Origin of the sequence: Pseudonocardia sp. P1 (genome assembly GCF_000178675.2) — a bacterium.
GTDB lineage: Bacteria > Actinomycetota > Actinomycetes > Mycobacteriales > Pseudonocardiaceae > Pseudonocardia.
Window position 1 is genome coordinate 550877 of record NZ_ADUJ02000001.1, and the last position, 18472, is coordinate 569348.

Below are 18472 nucleotides of genomic sequence, written 5' to 3' on the forward strand. Positions count from 1 at the left end.
GAAAGTACCGGCGCATGTTGCCCGGTCGGCACCGGCGCACCCGATCGAGCGGTGGCGACCACACGGCCGAGACCACGACGGCCGAGGCACCACCACCCTCCGTCCGACCTGCGGCTGCGATGTGACATCTCGGCCGCCACGTCGCCTTCCCGGACGCGCAGGTCCGGTGGCAGTCCTCGGCGTCCACCGGTGTTCCGGGGCTGGGCTCGCCCGCGCCCGCCCCCGTCGTGTCCGGGTTTTGGGGTCTTCGTTTCGTTGACGATCCGCTGGCGTCAATGAAACATTGACATATGAGGATCGGTGAGACCGCGCCACTGTGAGGAAGGCCGCCGGCAGGCCCACTCCCGACTCCCGGCCATGACCGGAGGGCTCAACCGTGCGCGTCCACGTCGACGATCCTGCCGTTGCGCGGTAGCTCACCGCGGAACGTGACGGGCACGGCGACGGCGTGCCCGATGACGGGGTCGTCGACCGCCTGCACATGGACGTGCGGCTCGGTGCTGTTACCGGAGTTGCCACAGCCCCCGAGCCTCTCCCCCACTGCCACGTCCTGGCCGAGGCCGACTCCCACGCTGCCCCGGCGGAGGTGACACAGCGCCACCACCACACCGCCGGCGTCGATCAGGACGTGGTTGCCTGCCAGGGCGCGCCATCCTGCGCGAAGGCGCCGGGCCTGAGTGAGTGCGTACCCCACGGATGGCAGGCCCCGGTAGGAGTCGTGGTCGGGCATGTCGTTCTCGACGCCGACGACGGTCCCCGCGACCGGTGCGGTCACGGGCCGGCCGAATCCGGTGAACCGGCGGCTGTCCTCACTCCGTACGAGCGATCCGAGTGTCAGCGGCGCCGAACGCCCGGTGCTGTCGACGGGCACGAAGTCGATCGCGTACGACGACGCGAACCTGGTGGTCCCGTGGCTGGGGACCGCGCTGGCGGGGCTGTTCCGGGTGAGCCACCGGCCGGCGAACGGGTACTCCAGATCGATTGCGTCCATGCCGCCTGCTCCTGGCTGCCCCGGTCGATGCGGGTCCGAGTACCCGATCAGAGTGTGCGACGCCGAGGTTCCCATGGCTGCCCGGAGATCGGAACCACGGACCGGGCGACCCACGGGCGTGCTCGACAGCCGGGCCCGGTTCGGCGGATCGTGGTGGCCTCGGGACAAAGGTGACGTCGTTGTCCCGGCTGGAAGGTCTCCCGGTCGGAGGTGACCGATGATCGTGGGTGGGGTTCTCGTCGCAGTGGGTGTCCTGTGCCTGCTGGGCGTGGTGAGCAGTGTCCGGGTGGTGCAGGAGTTCGAGCGTGGTGTGGTGTTCCGCTTCGGTCGGGTGCGGCCGCACCTGCTGGGTCCGGGACTGACGTTCCTGGCCCCGGTGGCCGACCGCCTGCAGAAGGTGAGTCTGCAGGTGGTGACGTTGCCGGTTCCGGGTCAGGACGGCATCACCGCGGACAACGTCACGGTTCGGGTGGATGCGGTGGTCTACTACCGGGTGGTCGATCCGCGTCGGGTCGCGGTCGATGTCCAGGACTACGGTTCGGCGATCCTTCAGGTGGCTCAGGCGTCGTTGCGTTCGATCATCGGCAAGAGCGAGCTGGACGCCCTGTTGTCGAATCGTGAGCGGCTCAATCAGGGGCTGGAGTTGATGATCGACAGCCCGGCGCTGGGGTGGGGTGTGCACATCGACCGGGTCGAGATCAAGGACGTGGTGCTGCCGGAGTCGATGAAGCGCTCGATGTCACGTCAGGCCGAGGCCGAACGGGAGCGCCGGTCCCGGGTGATCACCGCCGAGGGCGAGTTGCAGGCCTCGCGGGAGCTGGCGCAGGCGGCGACGGTGATGGCGGCCCAGCCTGCGGCGCTGCAGTTGCGGTTGTTGCAGACCGTGGTCGAGGTCGCGGCGGAGAAGAACTCGACGGTGATCCTGCCGTTCCCGGTGGAGCTGCTGCGGTTCCTGGAGAGGGCGACGCCGGTCGACGCGGCCGGTCCGTCCGCGGCCACGACCCGGTCCGGGGCCGCCGCCGAGCCGGTCGACGACGGCCCCGGATCGGACAGCGGCTCCGAGCCATCCGTCGACGGGGCCACGGGGACCCCCGGGCCTCCACCCGATCGCACGGGCCCCGCCGACCCGGCCGACGAGGCCGTCCTGCCCTGACCGGGCCGGACTGGTGTCGATCGGGCGAGGACGCGCGGTCGCCGGTCGGACGCGGCCGGGCGACGGGTGCCCCTCCTCCGGGCCGCCGACGCGCGTCAGGATCCCCCGAGGGTCCGGTCGAGAGCGCGACGCGCCCGGCCCGCCGCCGCGCCGTCGTGCTGGAGCTGCACCGCCGCGTTGAGCGCCAGCCCGGCGCCGATGATCTCGAACAGCGCCTGGTCGACGTCGAACCCGGCGGGCAGCTCGCCGTCGTCCACCGCCACGACGAGATCCGCCCGCAGCTGCCCCCGCCACCGCGACCACACCCCGGCCACCGCGTCGTGGACGCGGCCGGGGCGGCCGTCGTACTCGGTGAGCGCCGCTGTCATCAGGCATCCGCCGGGCAGCAGCGGCCTCTCCAGGTAGCCCACCGAGTTGGCACACACCGCCCGCAGCCGCTGCAGCCCGGGCGGCTCGGCCAGTGCGGGCTCGACCACCCGGTGCCAGAAGTCGACGAACGCCGCGTCCAGCGTGGAGACCTGCAGCGACTCCTTGGTGCCGAAGTGCTTGTGCACCCCGGACTTGCTCATCGCCAGCTCGTCGGCGAGCCGGCCGATGGTGATGCCGTCCAGGCCTTCCACGGACGCGATCTCGGCGGCCCGCCCGAGGATCCGGTCCTTCGTGGCCTGCGCCTCGACCGCCGAGCGTCGCGGTGACATGTGGCGAACATAGCGCACGGACGTTCGCTATTTACTTAGAGAACGCTCGTACGCTAATTTTGCGGTCATCCCGATGGCGAGGACGGCGGAGGAGCGGAGATGCGGGTACGACGGCTGGGCTGGGCCGGGGTGGAGATCGAGTCCGGTGACCGGCGGCTGGTGATCGACTACGTGCAGGACCTCTCACCGATGTTCACCGGCTGGACGGCGGGCACGGGACTGACCAGGCCGGGTGGTGAGGTGGACGCCGCGCTGGTCACCCACCTGCACCGCGACCACACCAACGCCGCCGCGATCGCGGACGTGCTCGCGCCGGGGGCGCCGGTGCTGCGGCCGCCGCCGGACCGGGGCGACGAGGACGACGCGGCGCTGACGATGGTGGCCGAGCGTGAGCTCGCCGCGCACCGGCCGGTCACCGACCTCGTGGACGTGTGGGACACCCGCACGGTCGGACCGTTCCGCGCGACCGCGGTCCCGGCCGTCGACGGGTTCGGCGATCCCCAGGTGAGCTGGGTGGTCGAGGCCGACGGCCGGCGGGTGTTCCACGGCGGCGACACCCTGTTCCACGGCTACTGGTGGCACGTCACCCGGCGGTTCGCCCCGCTGGACGCGGCGTTCCTGCCCGTCAACGGCGTGGTGGTCGACGCGCCACTGCGGCAGCCACCGAGCCGGCTGCCCGCCGCGATGGATCCGCGACAGGCCGCCGAAGCCGCGCGCATCCTCGGCGCTCGCCACCCGGTGCCGATGCACTACGAACCCGAGCAGCCGGACACGCTCCCGGACTACACCGAGGTCGACGATCCGGCCGGTGAGTTCCTCGGGCACACCGGAGGTCGCGCTCGCGTCCTGCCCGCCGGGGAATGGCTGGACCTGGCTCCGGGAACGGGTGAGGACTCATGAGGCGGTTCCTGCAGATCGCGTTCACACCGACGGTCACGGACCAGCAGAAGCGGGCCGGGAGCCACCGGGCGTACTCCGCGCTCGCGGCGGGCCCGGGGACGGCCGACCCGCTGGACGCCGCGGCGCGAAACTTCGTCGAGGAGCGCGACTCGTTCTACGCGGCCACCGTGGGCGAGACGGGCTGGCCCTACATCCAGCACCGCGGCGGACCTCCCGGGTTCGTCCACGTCCTCGACGAGTCGACGATCGCGTTCGCCGACGTCCGGGGCAATCGCCAGTACGTCACCGCGGGCAACCTCGCGCACGACGGACGGATCGCACTGTTCTTCATGGACTACGCCCGCAGGCGCCGCCTCAAGCTGCTGGGCACCGCCACGGCCCTCGACGGTGCGGCGCACCCCGAGCTGGCGGCGCGCCTCGACGGGCGGCGGACGCCGGGCCGCGTGGAGCACCTGGTCGTGATCGACGTCCAGGGCTACGACTGGAACTGCCCCCAGCACATCACGCCGCGGTTCGGTGCCGACGACCTGGAGCGTGCGGGTCTGCGTGTCGCGGACGTGGCCGACTAGGGGGCCGGCTCGCCCACCAGGACCGCGAATCCGTCCAGGTGCCGGGCGAGGCTGTACTCGAACAGCTCGTCGAGGTCCGGTGCGGTGTCCCCGTGCACCTGCGCCAGCAACGGGAACCGCCCACCGGCGAACAGGTCCTCGGTCCGCGCACGCTGCGACCGGAGCCATCCGGCCAGCGTCACGCCGGTCTCCTGCTCGGCCTCGACCTCGTCCGCCGTGGACAGTGCGGCACTGAGCACCAGCGAGTGCAGGGCCAGCGCCTCCTGCATCCGCGTCGATAGCGACAGGCCGAGACCGTCGAGCGCCCGCAGGGTCCATTCGGTGTGTGCCATGACGTTCGGCGCGAGGGAGGGCCGGGTGAACGAGATCGCCTTCGGCACCCAGAGGTGCCGCCGGCACAGCGCCCACTGCCGTCGCGCGACGAGCTCCAGCCCGGCTCGCCAGCCCTCGGGCCCCGGGTCGGGCAGTTCCGCTTCCGCGAAGACAAGGTCCGCCATCTGGGTCACCAGGTCGTCCTTGTTCGCGACGTGGCGGTAGAGCGACATGGTCCCCACGCCGAGTTCGGCGGCGACGCGTCGCATGGACACGGCCTCGACACCTTCGACGTCGGCGATCGCGACGGCGGTCCCCAGCAGGTGATCGCGGCTGAGCGCCCGCTTCGCGCCGCCCACCGGACGTGGGGTCGAGCGCGAGACGGGCACCTTCGCCCGGCCGGAGGAGCGCGGCCTGCCGGAGGCAGCCGCGACCACCGTGCCCGAGCCGACCCTCGCCTCGACCCACCCGTCGTCGCGCAACGTGGCGAGCACCCTGGTCGCGGTCGCGATCGCGATCCCCCAGCGGTCCGCGATCTGGCGGATGGACGGCAGCCGGTCCCCCGGTCGCAGATCACCGGACCGGATCCTGGCCTCGAACTCGCCTGCGATGCGCCGGTAGAGCGGCTCCTGTCGGGGGTCCGACGACGTTCCCACCTCACGACCTCCTCGACACGCTGCCCAGGTGCACTAGTTCGCTTCGACCGGACCAGTGCACGTATCGCTGCTGATTGCGCCGAAATGCTCGACGCCTGTGCGGCCTTCCTCCACTGTACGTGAGAGATCAATACACCGTACGCAGCCTTCGAGGCCGTCATGGACCCCCGCTCGGTCCCTCCGACCCGGGCCGGACCGACCACCGCAGAGACAGGAACGACGTGATGGTGACCGACATCGACACCGACTACCTCGTGATCGGCGCGGGCGCGACGGCGATGGCCTTCGTGGACACGCTGCTGAGCGAGACACAGGCGACCGTGACCATGGTGGACCGCTACCACCAGCCGGGCGGGCACTGGACCCTCGCCTACCCCTACGTGCGGCTGCACCAGCCCTCCGCCATGTACGGCGTGAACTCCCGCCCGCTCGGCGACGGCCGCATCGACCGGACGGGCGGGAACGCCGGACTGTACGAGCTGGCCGGCGCGGCCGAGATCTGCAGCTACTTCGACCAGGTGATGCGGCAGACGTTCCTGCCGTCCGGGCGGGTCACCTACTTCCCCATGGCCGAGTACCGGGGCGCCGGACGGTTCCACCTGACGACCTCGGGCACGCAGTACCGGGTCACCGTGCGACGCAGGGTCGTGGACACCACGTATCAGGGCGTGAGCGTGCCCGCCATGCGACCACCGGAGTTCCCGGTCGCCACCGGCGTCCCCGTCGTACCGCCGAACGACCTGCCCGCCCTGCGGGAGCGCTACGACCGGTACGTCGTCGTGGGAGCGGGCAAGACCGGGATCGACGCCTGCCTCTGGCTGCTGGAACAGGGTGTCGATCCCACGGACCTGACGTGGATCATGCCCCGGGCCCCGTGGCTCATCGACCGGGCCTCGGTGCAGCCGATCCCCCTCCGCCGGCCCGACGACATCGCGCGGGAGTACGCCGCCAGGCACGACGCCGTCATGGGCGCGGAGTCCGTACCGGACCTGTTCGACCGGCTCGACGCGGTGGGAGCCCTGCTGCGGATCTCCCCGCACGAGCGCCCGACGGCGTTCCGCTGCGCCACCGTCTCCCGGGCCGAGCTGGAACAGCTGCGCAGGATCCGGGACGTCGTCCGCCTCGGCCGGGTGAAGCGGATCGACGACACCGGCGTCGAGCTCGACGGCGGGACCCTCCCGACCGGTCCCGGCGTCCTGCACGTGGACTGCACCGCCGATGCCGTGAAGCAGCTCCCGGCCGTGCCGATCTTCCGGGATCGGCTGATCACCCTGCAGCCGGTCCGTGCCTGCCAGCCGGTGTTCAGCGCCGCCCTCGTCGCGCACGTCGAGGCGACCGGGCCCGATGACGCCGTGAGGAACGAGCTCTGTCCCGTCACCCCCTACCCGAGGACCGGGGTGGACTGGCTCAGGTTCGCCCTGTCCGCGAACCACGAACAGCTGCGCTGGGCGGAGAACCCCGACATCGGCGCCTGGTTGCACGCCTCTCGGCTGCACCCGGACGTCGCCCCACCGATGCCCGACGACCCGGCCGAGCGGGCGATCGTCGAACAGCAGGCCGTCGCCATGGCCCGGGCGCAGATCGCGAAGCTCGACGAACTCCTGCACGCCCACGACACAGCTGATCCGCAGCGCGGACTCGAACGCGGAGCGGACGGGGCGAACCGATGAACCCGACCACGAACCGCCGCCGGAACAGGGCGCCCTGGGTGCTCGCCCTGCTGACCACGCTGTGCGCGGAGCTGACGTTCACCGCGGTCGCGGTGCCGTTCACCTGGCTGCTCGTGCCCCTGCTCATGGTGATGTACGGCGCCGGCGTCCTCGTGCTCCGGGAGGCGGTCGTGCGGGTCGGCGGCGGCTGGCCGAGCCTGGTGCTGATGGGTGTGGCCTACCAGATCGCGGAGGACGGCCTGGGCCTGCAGGCCCTGACGAGCCCCCGGATGTACGGCGCCGCCGACTGGGGTCTGCGGGCGCTCGGCGTGAACTGGACGTACTGGGAGTCGCAGATCGGCATCCACGTCGTGCTCAGCGTCCTGGTGCCGATCGCGATCACCGACCTGCTGTTCCCGGCACAGCGGGCCCGGCCCTACCTGGGCGACCGGGGCCTGGCCGGCACCGGCGTCCTGGCCGTCGTGGGTGTGCTCGGGCTCCGCCATCTCATCTCGGCGACCGAGGACCCCGGCTACCGGACGCCGTGGGGCTTCACACTGCTGTTCGTCGCGCTCATCGTCGCGCTCGGGCTGGTGGCGCTGACGGTCCTTCCTCGCCTGCGGACCGCTGCAGGCCGTCCAGCGGCCCGGACCGCGCCACGCCCGGGGGTGGTCGGGTTCGTGTCCGGGTACCTGACGATGGCGTTCCTGACCACGCTCCTCCCGCTCGGACTCGGCTCCACCATGCTGCTCGGCGACCTGATGTCCCCCGTCCAGCGGTTGATCATCGCGCCGCTGACCGCCGTGGCGTTCGGGCTGCTGGTGCTGCGCTGGCAGGCGGGAGCGAACTGGGGTGACCGCCACCGGATCTGGCTGTTCGGCGGGATCCTCGTGTCCCACACCGCGTTCATGATGCCCGGCTCGCCGACCTCCGCGCTCGTCGGTGCGCTGACGATCGCGGCGGAGGTGTACCTGCTGACCCGTCTCGCCGGACATCTCCGGCAGCGGGGGTCGGTGACCGCACGTTCCGACCGGTGAGCGCATGCGCTGCGGCGAGGTTCGTCATCGGGTGACCGTCCCGTCGTCGTCACGGAGCCGGACCGGGTGCCGGCTGAGTATCGAGATCCGGTTGAACGCGTTGATCGTGGCCGCCACCCACGCGGCCGCGACGAACGCGTCGTCCCCGAGCGCCGACCGCGCGCCGAGCAGATCGGCGTCGGCCTCGTCGGTGACGGGCAGGGTGGTCGCAGCCTCGGCCACCGCGAGCACGGCCCGCTCCCGCTCGTCGAACAGCGCGACCTCCCGCCAGGCAGGCAGCAGGTCCAGCTTCTGCTGGGCGACGCCGGCCCGGCGCGCCTCGCGGGAGTGCAGGTCCAGGCAGTACGCGCACCGGTTGAGCTGCGACACACGGACCTTGACCAGCTCGGACTCCGGCGCCGACAACCCCCGGGCCGACGCGGCGTCCCGGACCGTCGTGGCGAGGCCCTGCGCTGCCCGCCACGCCTCGGGCACCGCCCGGTCGAGGAACGGGCCTGCGCTCACCATCCGCGTTCCGCGGCCCGCACGTCACCGGCCGCGATCGCGGTGCGGAGGTCACGATGGTCGGCCTCGTTCTGGGCAGCGTAGGCGCGGGCGTAGCCGAGGATCCCCTCGGCGAAGGCGGTGCCGCGGCCCAGGTAGCCGGCGCTCGCCTGCGGGTCGAGCCCGGCGACGGCCGGCGCGGAGCTCATGGCGTGTCCCGGACCGTGCGCGTGACGAGGTCGACGTCGTCCCGGGTGGGGCGGCGGAACCGGCCGCCGTCGGCGGTGAACTCCTCGCCGTGGGACCGCAGGTGTCGGGCGAACAGCGGGCACACCGGCACCACGATGAGGTCGCGGCGGATGCTGTCCGCGAGCGCCTCCCGGACCACGAGACCGGCCAGGCCACGGCTGCCGTGGTCGGCGTCGACCTCGGTGTGGAAGAAGATCCGTTCCCGCTGCGCCCCGGGCGGGTCGAGGAAGTCCGCCCGGCCGACCTCCGGCCCGTCGCCGAGGGTGATGACGAACGAGCCGACCGGGCTCGGGTCCCGCAGCGCGATCGTCACGGCCGCGCCGGTCCGGTCGGTCGTCTCCGCACTCACGGGCCGGTCACGACCCCCGGGCGGGGTGTGCGGGGGCATGGGGGGCGTCACGTGGGATCTCCTGTCGGGCGAACGGGCGTCACGCGTGCGGGGGCGGCGGGCGAGCAGGTGCGCGGTCAGCTCGGCGGGACGGTCCTCCTGCAGCAGGTGCCCGGCGTCGTCGAACCGGTGCAGGGTCGAGTGCGGGATCCGCTCGTGCAGCCGGACGCCGTGCTCCGGCGGCAGGATCCGGTCGTGGCGGCCCCACAGCAGCCGCAGCCGGACAGGGCAGCGACCGCCCCGAGGACCACGGTCGGTGCGGTCAGTCCGTGACCCGGCTGGTGGAGCGGTACTCCAGGTCGGCGTACTCGGGGTGGCGGGCCAGCCAGCCGGAGACGAAGGGGCACACCGCGAGGACACGCAGGCCCTCGGCCCGCACCGCCTCGATCGCGTGGCGGGCCAGCGCGGAGCCCACCCCGCGGCCCTCGAACGCCGGGTCGACCTCGGTGTGGAGGAAGGCGACGAGCTCGGCGGTGCGGGTGTATGCGGCGAACCCCGCGAGCGTCTCCCCCTCGTGGGCCTCGAACCGGTTCGCGGCACGGTGGTCGGACACGGTGATCATCAGGCCTGCTCCGGGTGTTCGGGGTGCGTCGTCGGGCAGGTCGACGGAGCCGGTCGGGACGCCCGGGTGCACCGGACCCGCCGGCCACGTCGACCGCGGGAACGACGGTAGGACTCCGCGGGGCACCGCGGATCGGTCGTGCAATCGGTCACCGACCGGAACGCGCCGTCGGCGTCCCGGCACCTGCCCGACGGTGGAGAGACCGGGAGCCCCATGACCGTGCCCGGCCCCGGGATGCTGCTCAGCACGGCGGCGGGGTCGCTACGGTCGGCACATGTCGACCACCGGCGCGGCCCACGACGTCGTCGTGCTCGTACGGCCCGGGGTGCTGTCCATGGAGCTCGGGCTGATCCACCAGATCTTCGGCCGGGCCCGCCTGGCGGACGGCACGTTCGGCTACCGGGTCCGCACCTGCGCGCTGCGACCGGGCCGGATCGCCACCGACGCGGACTTCGCCGTCGGTGTCGACCACGGGATCGAGATCCTGGAGACCGCGGGAACGGTCGTCGTGCCGGCCTCCTACGCCGCCGACGAGGAACCCGGCGTGCTCGACGGCGGTCTGCGCGAGGCACTCACCGGCCTGCCGTCGTCGACCCGGATCGCGTCGATCTGCACCGCCGCGTTCGTGCTGGCCGAGGCCGGGCTGCTGGACCGGCAGCGCGCGACCACGCACTGGATGGCCTTCGACCACTTCCGGCGGCGGTTCCCCGACGTCGTGCTCGACCCCGACGCGCTGTTCACCGACAACGGGCGCGTCCTCACCTCCGGCGGCGACGCGTGCGGGATCGACATGTGCCTGCATCTCGTCCGCCGCGATCTCGGCTCGGCGGTGGCGAACGAGGTGGCCCGGCGGACGATCGTGCCTCCGTTCCGGCGCGGCGGCCAGACCCAGTACATCCCCCGGGCGGCCCCCGGGACGGACCGTGCGCCGGCCGTCACCGAGCTGCGCGAGCACCTGCTCGCCGATCTCGCCCGGCCGGTGACGCTCGCCGACCTCGCGGAGCGGGCCGGCGTGAGCGTCCGGACCCTCAGCCGGCGCTTCCGTGACGAGATCGGGATGAGCCCGCTGGAGTGGATGCTGCGCCAGCGCGTCGCGGTCGCGCGCGAGCTGCTCGAGACCACGGACCTGCCGGTCGAGCAGATCGCCGGCCGTTGCGGGTTCGGGTCCGGAGCAGGCCTGCGACGACACTTCACCGACGCGGTCGGGGTCTCCCCCCGCTCCTACCGGTCCACCTTCCGAGGACCGTGATCGTCCCCGCCGCGATCGCGGCACCGACCAGGACGACCGACGACGGACCGAGCACGGATGCGGCCGAGACCGGAACCCCGAACACGACGAGGGTGAGGACCGCCGCGCGCAGCGCGGCCCGGACCGGGTCGGGGCCACCGGCGCCGCCGTCGCCGAGCAGCGGCACGAGGACCAGCGTCGCGACGAACATCAGCGCCGCGAGCGCGAGGACGACGGTTACCGCCGACGGCGCGAGCGTGACCGCGGCCAGGAGCACTCCCGCCAGGATCGTCCCGGACTCGGCGGCGACGGGACGGGCTCGGCACTCGGGGTTCGACATGTCTCCACGGTGGTCGGCCGCGACGGCGCCCCACAGTGGCCGGAGCGACAACCACCGCACAGATCCGGCCACGACCGCGGAGGTCACGCAGGGGCGCCGAGCGGCGGGTGCTCGAGGACGCGTGGCGCGTACTCGACCAGCTGGATGCCACCGTCGAAGGTCCGGTGCTCGATCATCGTCAGGGCGAGGTCCGGATAGCCGTCGTAGATCCGTTCTTCGCCCGTCGCCCCGGTGATCACCGGGAACATCACGACCCGGAAGCGGTCGACGAGCCCGGCACGGAGCAGGGACCGGCACAGGCTGAGGCTGCCGATCGTGCTGAGGAGCCCCGAGCCGTTCTCCTTCATGGCGCGGACCGTCTCGACGGCGTCGTCGCGGACGAGTGTGGAGTTCGCCCAGGCCGGTGGCGCCTCGAGCGAGGCGGAGAACACCACCTTGGCCGCCTGCGTGAGCTCGTCGACCGACGCCTGTTCCTCGGCTCTGAACTCGTCCTGGCCGCCCGGGACCTCGCCGCCGGCGAAACCCGACATCAGGCGGTAGGTGTTCGCTCCCATCAGGTAGGTGACCTCGGGCTGCTCGCCGAGCCAGGCGAGATACTCCGGACTCTCGAGGCCCCAGAACCCGGGCCACCCCTCCCCTGATGCGTAGCCGTCGAGCGAGGTGATGAAGTCGACGAGAAGCTCTGACATGGCGGGGTCCCTTCCTCGGTGTCACGAGGGTGGACCGGCCCGGGGCCACGGACTCATCGTGTCCGGGGCGCCCGGCCGTCGTTCACGGGGCGCAGCGCCCGCTGACGAGCTCGTCGGCGTCGAGCGGGCTCACCGCCCGGTGCCACGTCGCGCCGTCGACGACCAGGGGGCCGAGGTTGCACGGGCCGAGACAGCCACAGGGCGTGACCTGTGTGGTGGTGCCCTTCGCCGCCGCGGACAGTGCGCGGTGGGTCTCCCCCGCGCCGTGGACGAGGCAGCGTGGGCCGCGGCAGACGAACAGGTGCCGGTGCGGGACGTCGAGCTCGGAGAACGCCGGGCTCACGAACGCGTTCGCCGATGCGGTCACCGGCTCGCCCTCGGCGCCGGCCAGCCGGGCGACGGTGGAGGCGACGAGGCCGGTGAGTCCGGGCGCGATGCGGACCTCGGGTCCGGACGTCGCGGTGGCGCGGAGGTGGTGCGCCACGGCACGACCGATCCAGGTGACCAGGTAGCGGTCGGCGGGGACGGCGAGCGGGATCACCAGCACCGATCCGACGCCGTCGCGGGCGAGCTCGTCGAGGACGGCCGGAACCGTCGGGTCCTGCTGGTCGAGGTAGGCGATGTGGACCGCGTCCGGGACCTGCCGGGCGACCGCGCGGGCGAGCCCTTCCATCGACCGGCGATCCACTCCGGCCGGCGTGGGCCGGGCGACCAGCACCAGCGCACGTCCGGTCACCGGCGGCCTCGGCCGTGCCGGGTTCGCCGGAGGAGAGCCGTGGATGACATCTGAACAGGCTCTCATGTATCGACCGGCTCCGCGCCGGCGGTGCGATCCGGACAGTGACGACGTGCCCGCGCGTCGGTTCCGGGTGGGGCGGAAAGGGTTTGCCGCCGTGCCCGACCCGGACCATGGTCACAGGCGTGGGGCGACGGATCGGTGTGATCGGGCTCGGGCCGCAGGGGCGGTACCTGGCTCGTTGGGCGGACCGGCTCGGCTTCGAGGTCGTGATCGGCTGCGAGACCCGCGATGTCGACGATCCGGGGTCGATCCCCAGGACCCGGGACTGGGCCGAGCTGCTCGGCGCGGGTCTGGACGGCGTCGTCCTGGCGGACGACTTCGACACCCACGCGCCGCGCGCCGTCGCGTTCCTCGATGCCGGTGTGCACGTGCTGTCCGAGACCGCGGCGTGTGCCAGTGAGGCGGAGGGGCGAGACCTCGTCGCAGCGGCAGACGCCTCACCGGCGAGCTACTCGTTCGCCGAGAACTATGTCGCGTTGCCCCACGTGCGGTCGATCGCCCAGGTCGTGGCCGCCGGCGAGGTCGGCGACATCGAGTTGATCGAGGCCGAGTACCTGCACGGTCTGGGGCCGGCGGCGCTGCAGGACCTTCTCGGCGCACCCGCAGGTGAGGGTGCCGGAGCGGGTGTCCGGCGGCGATCGGGACGAGCCCGGCTCCGCGGGCACGGTCGGGGTCCTGGAGGCGTTCAGAGCCTGTCTCGACGATGGCGCGCCGCCGTTGGTGCCGGTGCGTGCCGCGGTCGACGCCTCGCTGGTCGGTGTCGTCGCCGCCGGGTCGCTCGCTACCGGCGGTACGCCGGTGGCGGTGCCCCGGATCTGAGACGGGACCACGGACCGGTCGCCGACGGCGGTCGCGTGCCCGCCGGCGGTGCCCGCGGGTCAGGCGTCGTCCCGGCGACGGGGGTCGACGAAACCGGACTCGTAGGCGGCGACGACGGCCTGGGTGCGGTCCCGGGACCCGGTCTTGGCGAGCACTCCCGCGACGTGGGTCTTCACGGTCTCGACACCCAGGTAGAGCTCACGGGCGATCTCGGCGTTGGACAGACCCCGCGCCATCAGTGCCAGCACCTCACCCTCGCGGGCGGTCAGTCCGGCGTCCTGCAGGTGGTCGCCGCCGTCGGGGGCGAATCCGGCAGCCAGTCCACGCAGCGCCGCAGGGAACAGCAACGACTCCCCCGCCGCGACGGTGTGGACGGCGCGGACGATGTCGCGCGGCGGGGTGCGTTTGAGCAGGAACCCCGTCGCTCCGGCGCGCAGGGCGTCGTAGACGTAGCGGTCGTGGCCGAAGGTGGTCAGCACCAGCACCCGCGGCGGGTCGGGACGGCGGACCAGGTCCCGGGTGGCGGTGATGCCGTCCACACCGGGCATCCGGATGTCCATCAGGACGACGTCGGGCCGCAGTCGTGCCACGAGACCCGGGGTCTCGGCGCCGTCGGTGGCCTCACCGAGCACCGTGAGGGCGGGGTCCGCGTCGAGCACGGCGCGCAGTCCGGTGCGGACGAGCTCGTCGTCGTCGACCAGGAGCAGCCCGGTGGTCATGTCGGTTCCCGACCGTGCGTCGTGGGGGACGACTCCTCCGCGGTCGTCCCACGGGTCGAGCCGGGCCCCGAAGGGCCTGTGGGTGTGGAGGGGAAGCGGGCGTGCAGGACCCAGCGGTCCCCGTCGGGGGCGGCGCGAACGGTGCCGCCGAGCAGTGCGACACGCTCCCGGGCTCCGGCGAGGCCACGCCCGACGCGGCGCTCCCGGGCTCCGTCCCCGCCGGCGGTGATCGTGTTGGTGATCGTGAGGTGCAGCCCGCTCCCGCTCCGGCGCAGACGCAGCTCGACCGGTCCGGGACCGGCGTGGCGCAGGGCGTTGGTGAGTCCTTCCTGGGCGAGCCGGTAGGCCTCCCGGGACACCACCGCGGGGACCCCTGCGGCCGGGTCCACGTCGTGGTGCAGGTCGAGTCCGGCGGCACGCGCCGAGGCGAGCAGGGGCTCGAGCGAGTCGAGGTCGCGGACCGGTTGCGGGGTGTCGCCGTCGTCCCGGAGCAGGCCGAGTACGTGGTCGAGGTCATCGAGGGCGGCGCGGCCGGTCGTGGCGATCGCGTCGAGGGCACGGGCGACGAACGACGGATCGGTGCTGAGCAGTTCGGCGGCCGCCGCGGCCTGCATGGTGGACACGGTCAGGGCATGGCCGACCGAGTCGTGCAGCTCGCGCGCCAGCCGGGTGCGCTCGGCCTGCCGGTCGGCGCGCCGGTGTGCTCGTGCCAGTTGTTCGGCGAGCTCGGCGGCGCGCCGCTGTCCGGGGTCCGGTCCCAGGAGTGCCGGCGCCAGACGGGCCTGTAGTGCTCCGGCCGCGGCGAGCGCGGTGAGCACCGCGGGGACCGGCAGCAGTGCCAGCGGCGCGGTCCACCATGCCGCGAGGCCGGTCGGCAGCGGTGGGTACTGCTCCCACGGGGTGGCGACCAGGGCGACGGTGACCGGCAGCGCGACCAGGAGCGCTGCCGCGGAGACCGCGCCCAGTGCGGTGCAGACCAGCAGCCATCCGGCCGCACGGATCCGGGTCGTCAGTGGGACCGGGCTGCCTGCCGGGTCGTCGGGCAGGTCGACGCCGAGCAAGGCACGGGCGGCGGCGATGAGGAGCTCGCGCACGCCGGGAAGGACGGTGACACCGATCGCGAGCAGCACCACCGTGACGGTCAGGCCGACCATGGCGCCGGCGCCCACGCCGCCGTCCGCGGTGCGCACCAGTACCCAGGCGGCTCCCAGGTACGGCAACAGCACCACCGCGCCGAGCAGTACGTGGAGTACACGGCGACAGGTGCGGCCCGCGGCCCACCCCGTCGGCGTCGTCAGCGTCGTCCACGACGGCGATCCCCCCACGCGGGAATCGTCGCAGACGGGGCCCTCCGGCCGTTCCCTCCTGCGAGGGAGATCGTCCACCCGCGAAGGGGAGGCCGACGTGTGCCCGGGTGGCCAGCCTGGGTCCATGACCTCACACGATGTCCACGGCACGCCGACCGCCCGCCGCATCCTCGGCGCGGCTGCCGCCCTCGCGACCCTGCCCTACGTGACGATGAAGATCGCCTGGCTCACGGGGAACCCGGTCGGTGTCACCGACCCACGCATCCTGGAGGGTGCGGGTATGCCGGTGATGAACGCGATCACCGTGCTGCTCGATCTCTGCGTGGTCGCACTCGCGGTGGCGCTGGGTAGCCGGACGGCCCTGCGGTTCCCGGTCCTGCCGGTCCTCCTGCCGGCGTGGGTCGCGACCGGCCTGTTGGTCCCGATCGCGCTGGTGTCGCTGCCGATGACGCTGGTGCTCCCGCCGGCGACGGCGACGGGGATGGCCACCTGGGTGCACCCGATGGTCTACGGCGGGTTCACCGTGCAGGGAGTGTGCCTGCTGACCGCGTTCGCCCTGCTGGCACGCGACCGTTGGGGTGCCCGGGTCACGACGCATCACCGGGCCGAGGGCGCGGCGCGACCGCTGTTGCGGGCTCTCGCCGGAGGCGGTGCAGTGACCGCGGCTGTCGCTGCGGGGCTGCGGGTCGTCGGCGGGTGGGGCTCCGGCGATCCGGTCGTACTGGTCCCTGCCGTCGTGACCGCGGTGCTGATCGTCATCGGCGTGGCCGGGATCGTCGGTCTGACGGCCGGCCGCCCGGGATGGCCCGTGGCGGTGGCAGCCTGGGTCGGGAGCGCGGTGGCGTTCGCCGATGGGCTGTACGCCACCGCGACCACCATGGGTGCGACCGAGCTGGCGGCCGGTGGCGGGTCGCCCGCCACCGGGGTCGCACACGTCGCGGGCCTCCTGGCCGGGTTCGCGCTCGCCGTGGCCGGAATGCTGTCGATGTCGGGGCCCGGCGCAGCCCTGCCCGGGGCCGGCCACGGTGTGCCGGACGAGATGCGCGTGCAGAGCCCGGTCGCCCGGTCGGCACAGGGCTGAGCCCCGGTTCCCGGCCGGCACCGCCTCGATGCCCGCTCAGACGAGCCCGATCGTGGCCACGACGACCAGGACGGCGAGGACGGCCAGCGCGGTCACGGTGATGACGGTGGTGCGCAAGCGGTGACGGCCGGGACCGGCATCGCGGGTGTCGTCGAGCTCGGACAGGGTCTGCTCGACCGCGGGCCGGTCGGTCCGCCCGGCCCGGGATCCCACGGACACCGACGGCGGCGCCGGCCCGGGCGGGGTCGAGGGCCGGGGAGCTGCGTGGCCGGTCGTCGCGGCCAGTTCGAGCGTTCCTGTGGGCGGCTCGAGGCGGGCCAGCGCCGCGGCCATGGCCCCGGCGTCGGGGAACCGGTGGGCAGGCTCCTTGGCCAGCGCCCGCAGCACGACGTCGTCGAGGCCGGCCGGGATGCCGGGCCGCAACGCGGACGGCCGCGGTGGTGGTTCCCGGAGCTGGGCGAGTACGACCGTCAGGGGGTCGGGACGGGTGAACGGTGGGCGTCCGGTGAGGGCGGCGAACAGGCAGCACCCCAGCGCGTACAGGTCCGCGCGGCCGTCGACCGCGTGGCCGCGGGCCTGCTCCGGGGCCAGGTAGGCCGGGGTCCCGACGATGTATCCGGTGCGTGTGCGCCCGGCTCCGGCTCCACGCCGGGCGATCCCGAAGTCGGCGAGGGTGACGCCCCCGTCCGGGCGCAGGATGATGTTGCCGGGGCTGACGTCCCGGTGTACCACCCGGGCCCCGTGGGCGGCCGCGAGTGCATCGCACACCGCGCGGCCGATCGCGGCCACCAGGGGTGCAGGCAGCGGTCCGGTGCGATCGAGCCGCCGGGCGAGCGACTCGCCCTCGACGTAGGCCATCACGACGAACACCCCGGAGGCCGTGACGCCGACGTCGTGCACCTCGACGACGCCGGGGTGGTCGATCGCGGCGATGGCACGGGCCTCGTCGCGGAGGCGTCCCACCTCCTCGGCGTCCTCGGAGTCCTCGGCGCGGAGCACCTTGACCGCGACCGGTCGGTCCAGGTCGCCGTCGTCGGCGAGATAGACCCGCGACATGCCACCCTCGCCGAGCAGCTCCCGCACGCGGTAACGCCCGGCGAGCAGGTGGCCGGCGCCGATGACGAGCGGCTCCTCCCCCGCTCCGGGTACGGGAGGACCGGTCACGGCGCCTGCAGTCCTCGGTGGGTGGTCTCGGGGTGGCCCGCGCCGACGAGCTCGTCGAACAGGTACTGGTAGTCGACCATCGCCCGCCGGAGCTGCTCGGTGCCGGCCTCGTCGTGGGTGTCGGCGACGGCGACCGTGTGGGCGGCGCGGTAGTGCCCGACCAGGTCGGGATGGTCGACCGAGATGACCTGCTCGCGCTCGGAGTAGTGCTCGACGGGGTACCCGCGAGCCCGCATGACCTGCAGGATCAGCAGGTCGGCGTCGCGCAGTCCACTGCGCGGGGTCTGCACGAAGGAGTTCTGCGCCTGCACCCACGAGCCGGTGAACCGTTCCCGTTCGTCGGCGTCGAGGGTGCGTACGTCGAGCTCCCGACGCCGTCGCAGGCGTCGCTCGAGCTCGGCCTCTCCGGCAGTCCGGCCGCCGGCCTGGTCGAGGACGTGGTCGTACTCCGGCCCGAAGTGACGGTGCAGCACGGCACTGCGGCGCCGGCCCCGTACCCGCCGGACGGCCGTCGACGCGGCCGCGACGACGATCACCACCACGATCCCGATCAGGACCCAGATCCAGAGCTCTGTCGCCATGTGCCGTCTCCTGCCTCGTCCGCCGTCACTCGGTCGTGTCGGACAGAGTGACCGGTGGGGCGGAAACCAATCGGCCGGCCGCTCACAATCCCCTCATC

22 protein-coding genes and 1 pseudogene are annotated in these 18472 nt (G+C 73.2%); 8 read left to right on the forward strand and 15 right to left on the reverse strand.

What is annotated here, in order from left to right:
• Positions 1-370: 370 nt before the first annotated feature.
• Positions 371-991: a M23 family metallopeptidase gene (locus PP1_RS02100; protein WP_010232207.1), complete on the reverse strand. Its 621-nt coding sequence runs from the start codon at positions 989-991 to the stop codon at positions 371-373.
• A 217-nt stretch (positions 992-1208) separates the two neighbouring features.
• Here PP1_RS02100 and PP1_RS02105 point away from each other — a divergent pair, with 217 nt between their 5' ends.
• On the forward strand, positions 1209-2144 hold the full coding sequence (locus PP1_RS02105) for a slipin family protein (RefSeq protein ID WP_033199792.1): 936 nt from the start codon (positions 1209-1211) through the stop codon (positions 2142-2144).
• 95 nt (positions 2145-2239) lie between these two features.
• Here the strand turns inward: PP1_RS02105 and PP1_RS02110 are convergent, their stop codons facing one another.
• Complete coding sequence (locus PP1_RS02110; RefSeq protein ID WP_010232202.1) at positions 2240-2842, reverse strand: TetR/AcrR family transcriptional regulator; 603 nt, start codon at positions 2840-2842, stop codon at positions 2240-2242.
• A gap of 99 nt (positions 2843-2941) precedes the next feature.
• On the opposite strand from PP1_RS02110, the gene PP1_RS02115 reads away from it, so the two are divergent.
• Both PP1_RS02115 and PP1_RS02120 read left to right on the forward strand, forming a co-directional pair.
• Complete coding sequence (locus PP1_RS02115) at positions 2942-3742, forward strand: MBL fold metallo-hydrolase (protein WP_010232199.1); 801 nt, start codon at positions 2942-2944, stop codon at positions 3740-3742.
• Positions 3739-4311, forward strand: coding sequence for a pyridoxamine 5'-phosphate oxidase family protein (locus tag PP1_RS02120; protein ID WP_010232197.1), 573 nt, complete (start codon positions 3739-3741; stop codon positions 4309-4311). Before PP1_RS02115 ends, PP1_RS02120 begins: the two co-directional genes overlap by 4 nt.
• Here PP1_RS02120 and PP1_RS02125 read toward each other — a convergent pair.
• Complete coding sequence (locus PP1_RS02125; RefSeq protein WP_010232196.1) at positions 4308-5279, reverse strand: TetR/AcrR family transcriptional regulator; 972 nt, start codon at positions 5277-5279, stop codon at positions 4308-4310. The genes PP1_RS02120 and PP1_RS02125 overlap by 4 nt on opposite strands.
• Positions 5280-5503: 224 nt before the next feature.
• On the opposite strand from PP1_RS02125, the gene PP1_RS02130 reads away from it, so the two are divergent.
• Positions 5504-6949: a hypothetical protein gene (locus PP1_RS02130; protein WP_010232195.1), complete on the forward strand. Its 1446-nt coding sequence runs from the start codon at positions 5504-5506 to the stop codon at positions 6947-6949.
• A complete protein-coding gene (locus PP1_RS02135; protein WP_010232194.1) occupies positions 6946-7965 on the forward strand; it encodes a hypothetical protein in 1020 nt (339 codons plus the stop codon). The genes PP1_RS02130 and PP1_RS02135 overlap by 4 nt, the downstream gene beginning before the upstream one ends.
• A gap of 24 nt (positions 7966-7989) precedes the next feature.
• On the opposite strand, the gene PP1_RS02140 is transcribed toward PP1_RS02135, so the two are convergent.
• The 5 genes and pseudogenes from PP1_RS02140 to PP1_RS02155 form a co-directional block, all read right to left on the reverse strand.
• Positions 7990-8472 (reverse strand): carboxymuconolactone decarboxylase family protein, encoded by a 483-nt coding sequence (locus PP1_RS02140; RefSeq protein WP_010232192.1) that lies wholly within the window; start codon positions 8470-8472, stop codon positions 7990-7992.
• Positions 8466-8657, reverse strand: a complete 192-nt coding sequence (locus PP1_RS02145; RefSeq protein WP_010232191.1) for a DUF2252 family protein — start codon at positions 8655-8657, stop codon at positions 8466-8468. Before PP1_RS02145 ends, PP1_RS02140 begins: the two co-directional genes overlap by 7 nt.
• The gene (locus PP1_RS02150; protein WP_010232190.1) at positions 8654-9046 is read right to left on the reverse strand and encodes a GNAT family N-acetyltransferase; all 393 of its coding nucleotides are present in this window, start codon (positions 9044-9046) and stop codon (positions 8654-8656) included. Before PP1_RS02150 ends, PP1_RS02145 begins: the two co-directional genes overlap by 4 nt.
• A gap of 138 nt (positions 9047-9184) precedes the next feature.
• Positions 9185-9445 (reverse strand): annotated as a pseudogene (locus PP1_RS31530) (alpha/beta fold hydrolase); the annotation flags it as partial.
• Positions 9348-9647, reverse strand: a complete 300-nt coding sequence (locus PP1_RS02155) for a GNAT family N-acetyltransferase (RefSeq protein ID WP_033199799.1) — start codon at positions 9645-9647, stop codon at positions 9348-9350. The gene PP1_RS02155 and the pseudogene PP1_RS31530, both read right to left, overlap by 98 nt.
• A 274-nt stretch (positions 9648-9921) precedes the next feature.
• On the opposite strand from PP1_RS02155, the gene PP1_RS02160 reads away from it, so the two are divergent.
• Positions 9922-10896 (forward strand): GlxA family transcriptional regulator, encoded by a 975-nt coding sequence (locus PP1_RS02160; protein ID WP_010232187.1) that lies wholly within the window; start codon positions 9922-9924, stop codon positions 10894-10896.
• On the opposite strand, the gene PP1_RS02165 is transcribed toward PP1_RS02160, so the two are convergent.
• The 3 genes from PP1_RS02165 to PP1_RS02175 all read right to left on the reverse strand — a co-directional run bounded on the left by PP1_RS02165 (position 10838) and on the right by PP1_RS02175 (position 12640).
• Complete coding sequence (locus tag PP1_RS02165) at positions 10838-11215, reverse strand: hypothetical protein (RefSeq protein ID WP_075314223.1); 378 nt, start codon at positions 11213-11215, stop codon at positions 10838-10840. The genes PP1_RS02160 and PP1_RS02165 overlap by 59 nt on opposite strands.
• Positions 11216-11298: 83 nt before the next feature.
• Positions 11299-11904: a dihydrofolate reductase family protein gene (locus PP1_RS02170; protein ID WP_010232182.1), complete on the reverse strand. Its 606-nt coding sequence runs from the start codon at positions 11902-11904 to the stop codon at positions 11299-11301.
• Between the two features lie 82 nt (positions 11905-11986).
• A complete protein-coding gene (locus tag PP1_RS02175) occupies positions 11987-12640 on the reverse strand; it encodes a (2Fe-2S) ferredoxin domain-containing protein (RefSeq protein WP_010232180.1) in 654 nt (217 codons plus the stop codon).
• A 687-nt stretch (positions 12641-13327) separates the two neighbouring features.
• Here PP1_RS02175 and PP1_RS02180 point away from each other — a divergent pair.
• Positions 13328-13522 carry a hypothetical protein gene (locus tag PP1_RS02180; protein WP_202796391.1) on the forward strand — a complete coding sequence of 65 codons (195 nt, stop codon included), beginning with the start codon at positions 13328-13330 and terminating at the stop codon, positions 13520-13522.
• A 59-nt stretch (positions 13523-13581) separates the two neighbouring features.
• Here PP1_RS02180 and PP1_RS02185 read toward each other — a convergent pair whose 3' ends face one another.
• Positions 13582-14241, reverse strand: coding sequence for a response regulator (locus tag PP1_RS02185; RefSeq protein ID WP_010232175.1), 660 nt, complete (start codon positions 14239-14241; stop codon positions 13582-13584).
• On the reverse strand, positions 14238-15566 hold the full coding sequence (locus tag PP1_RS02190) for a sensor histidine kinase (RefSeq protein ID WP_050802400.1): 1329 nt from the start codon (positions 15564-15566) through the stop codon (positions 14238-14240). Before PP1_RS02190 ends, PP1_RS02185 begins: the two co-directional genes overlap by 4 nt.
• Before the next feature lie 106 nt (positions 15567-15672).
• Between PP1_RS02190 and PP1_RS02195 the strand changes: the two genes are divergently transcribed.
• Positions 15673-16629 carry a hypothetical protein gene (locus tag PP1_RS02195; protein ID WP_010232170.1) on the forward strand — a complete coding sequence of 319 codons (957 nt, stop codon included), beginning with the start codon at positions 15673-15675 and terminating at the stop codon, positions 16627-16629.
• Positions 16630-16665: 36 nt separating this feature from the next.
• Here PP1_RS02195 and PP1_RS02200 read toward each other — a convergent pair whose 3' ends face one another.
• Both PP1_RS02200 and PP1_RS02205 read right to left on the reverse strand, forming a co-directional pair.
• Positions 16666-17793, reverse strand: a complete 1128-nt coding sequence (locus tag PP1_RS02200) for a serine/threonine-protein kinase (protein WP_010232168.1) — start codon at positions 17791-17793, stop codon at positions 16666-16668.
• The gene (locus tag PP1_RS02205) at positions 17790-18374 is read right to left on the reverse strand and encodes a hypothetical protein (RefSeq protein WP_010232165.1); all 585 of its coding nucleotides are present in this window, start codon (positions 18372-18374) and stop codon (positions 17790-17792) included. Before PP1_RS02205 ends, PP1_RS02200 begins: the two co-directional genes overlap by 4 nt.
• Positions 18375-18472: the final 98 nt, after the last annotated feature.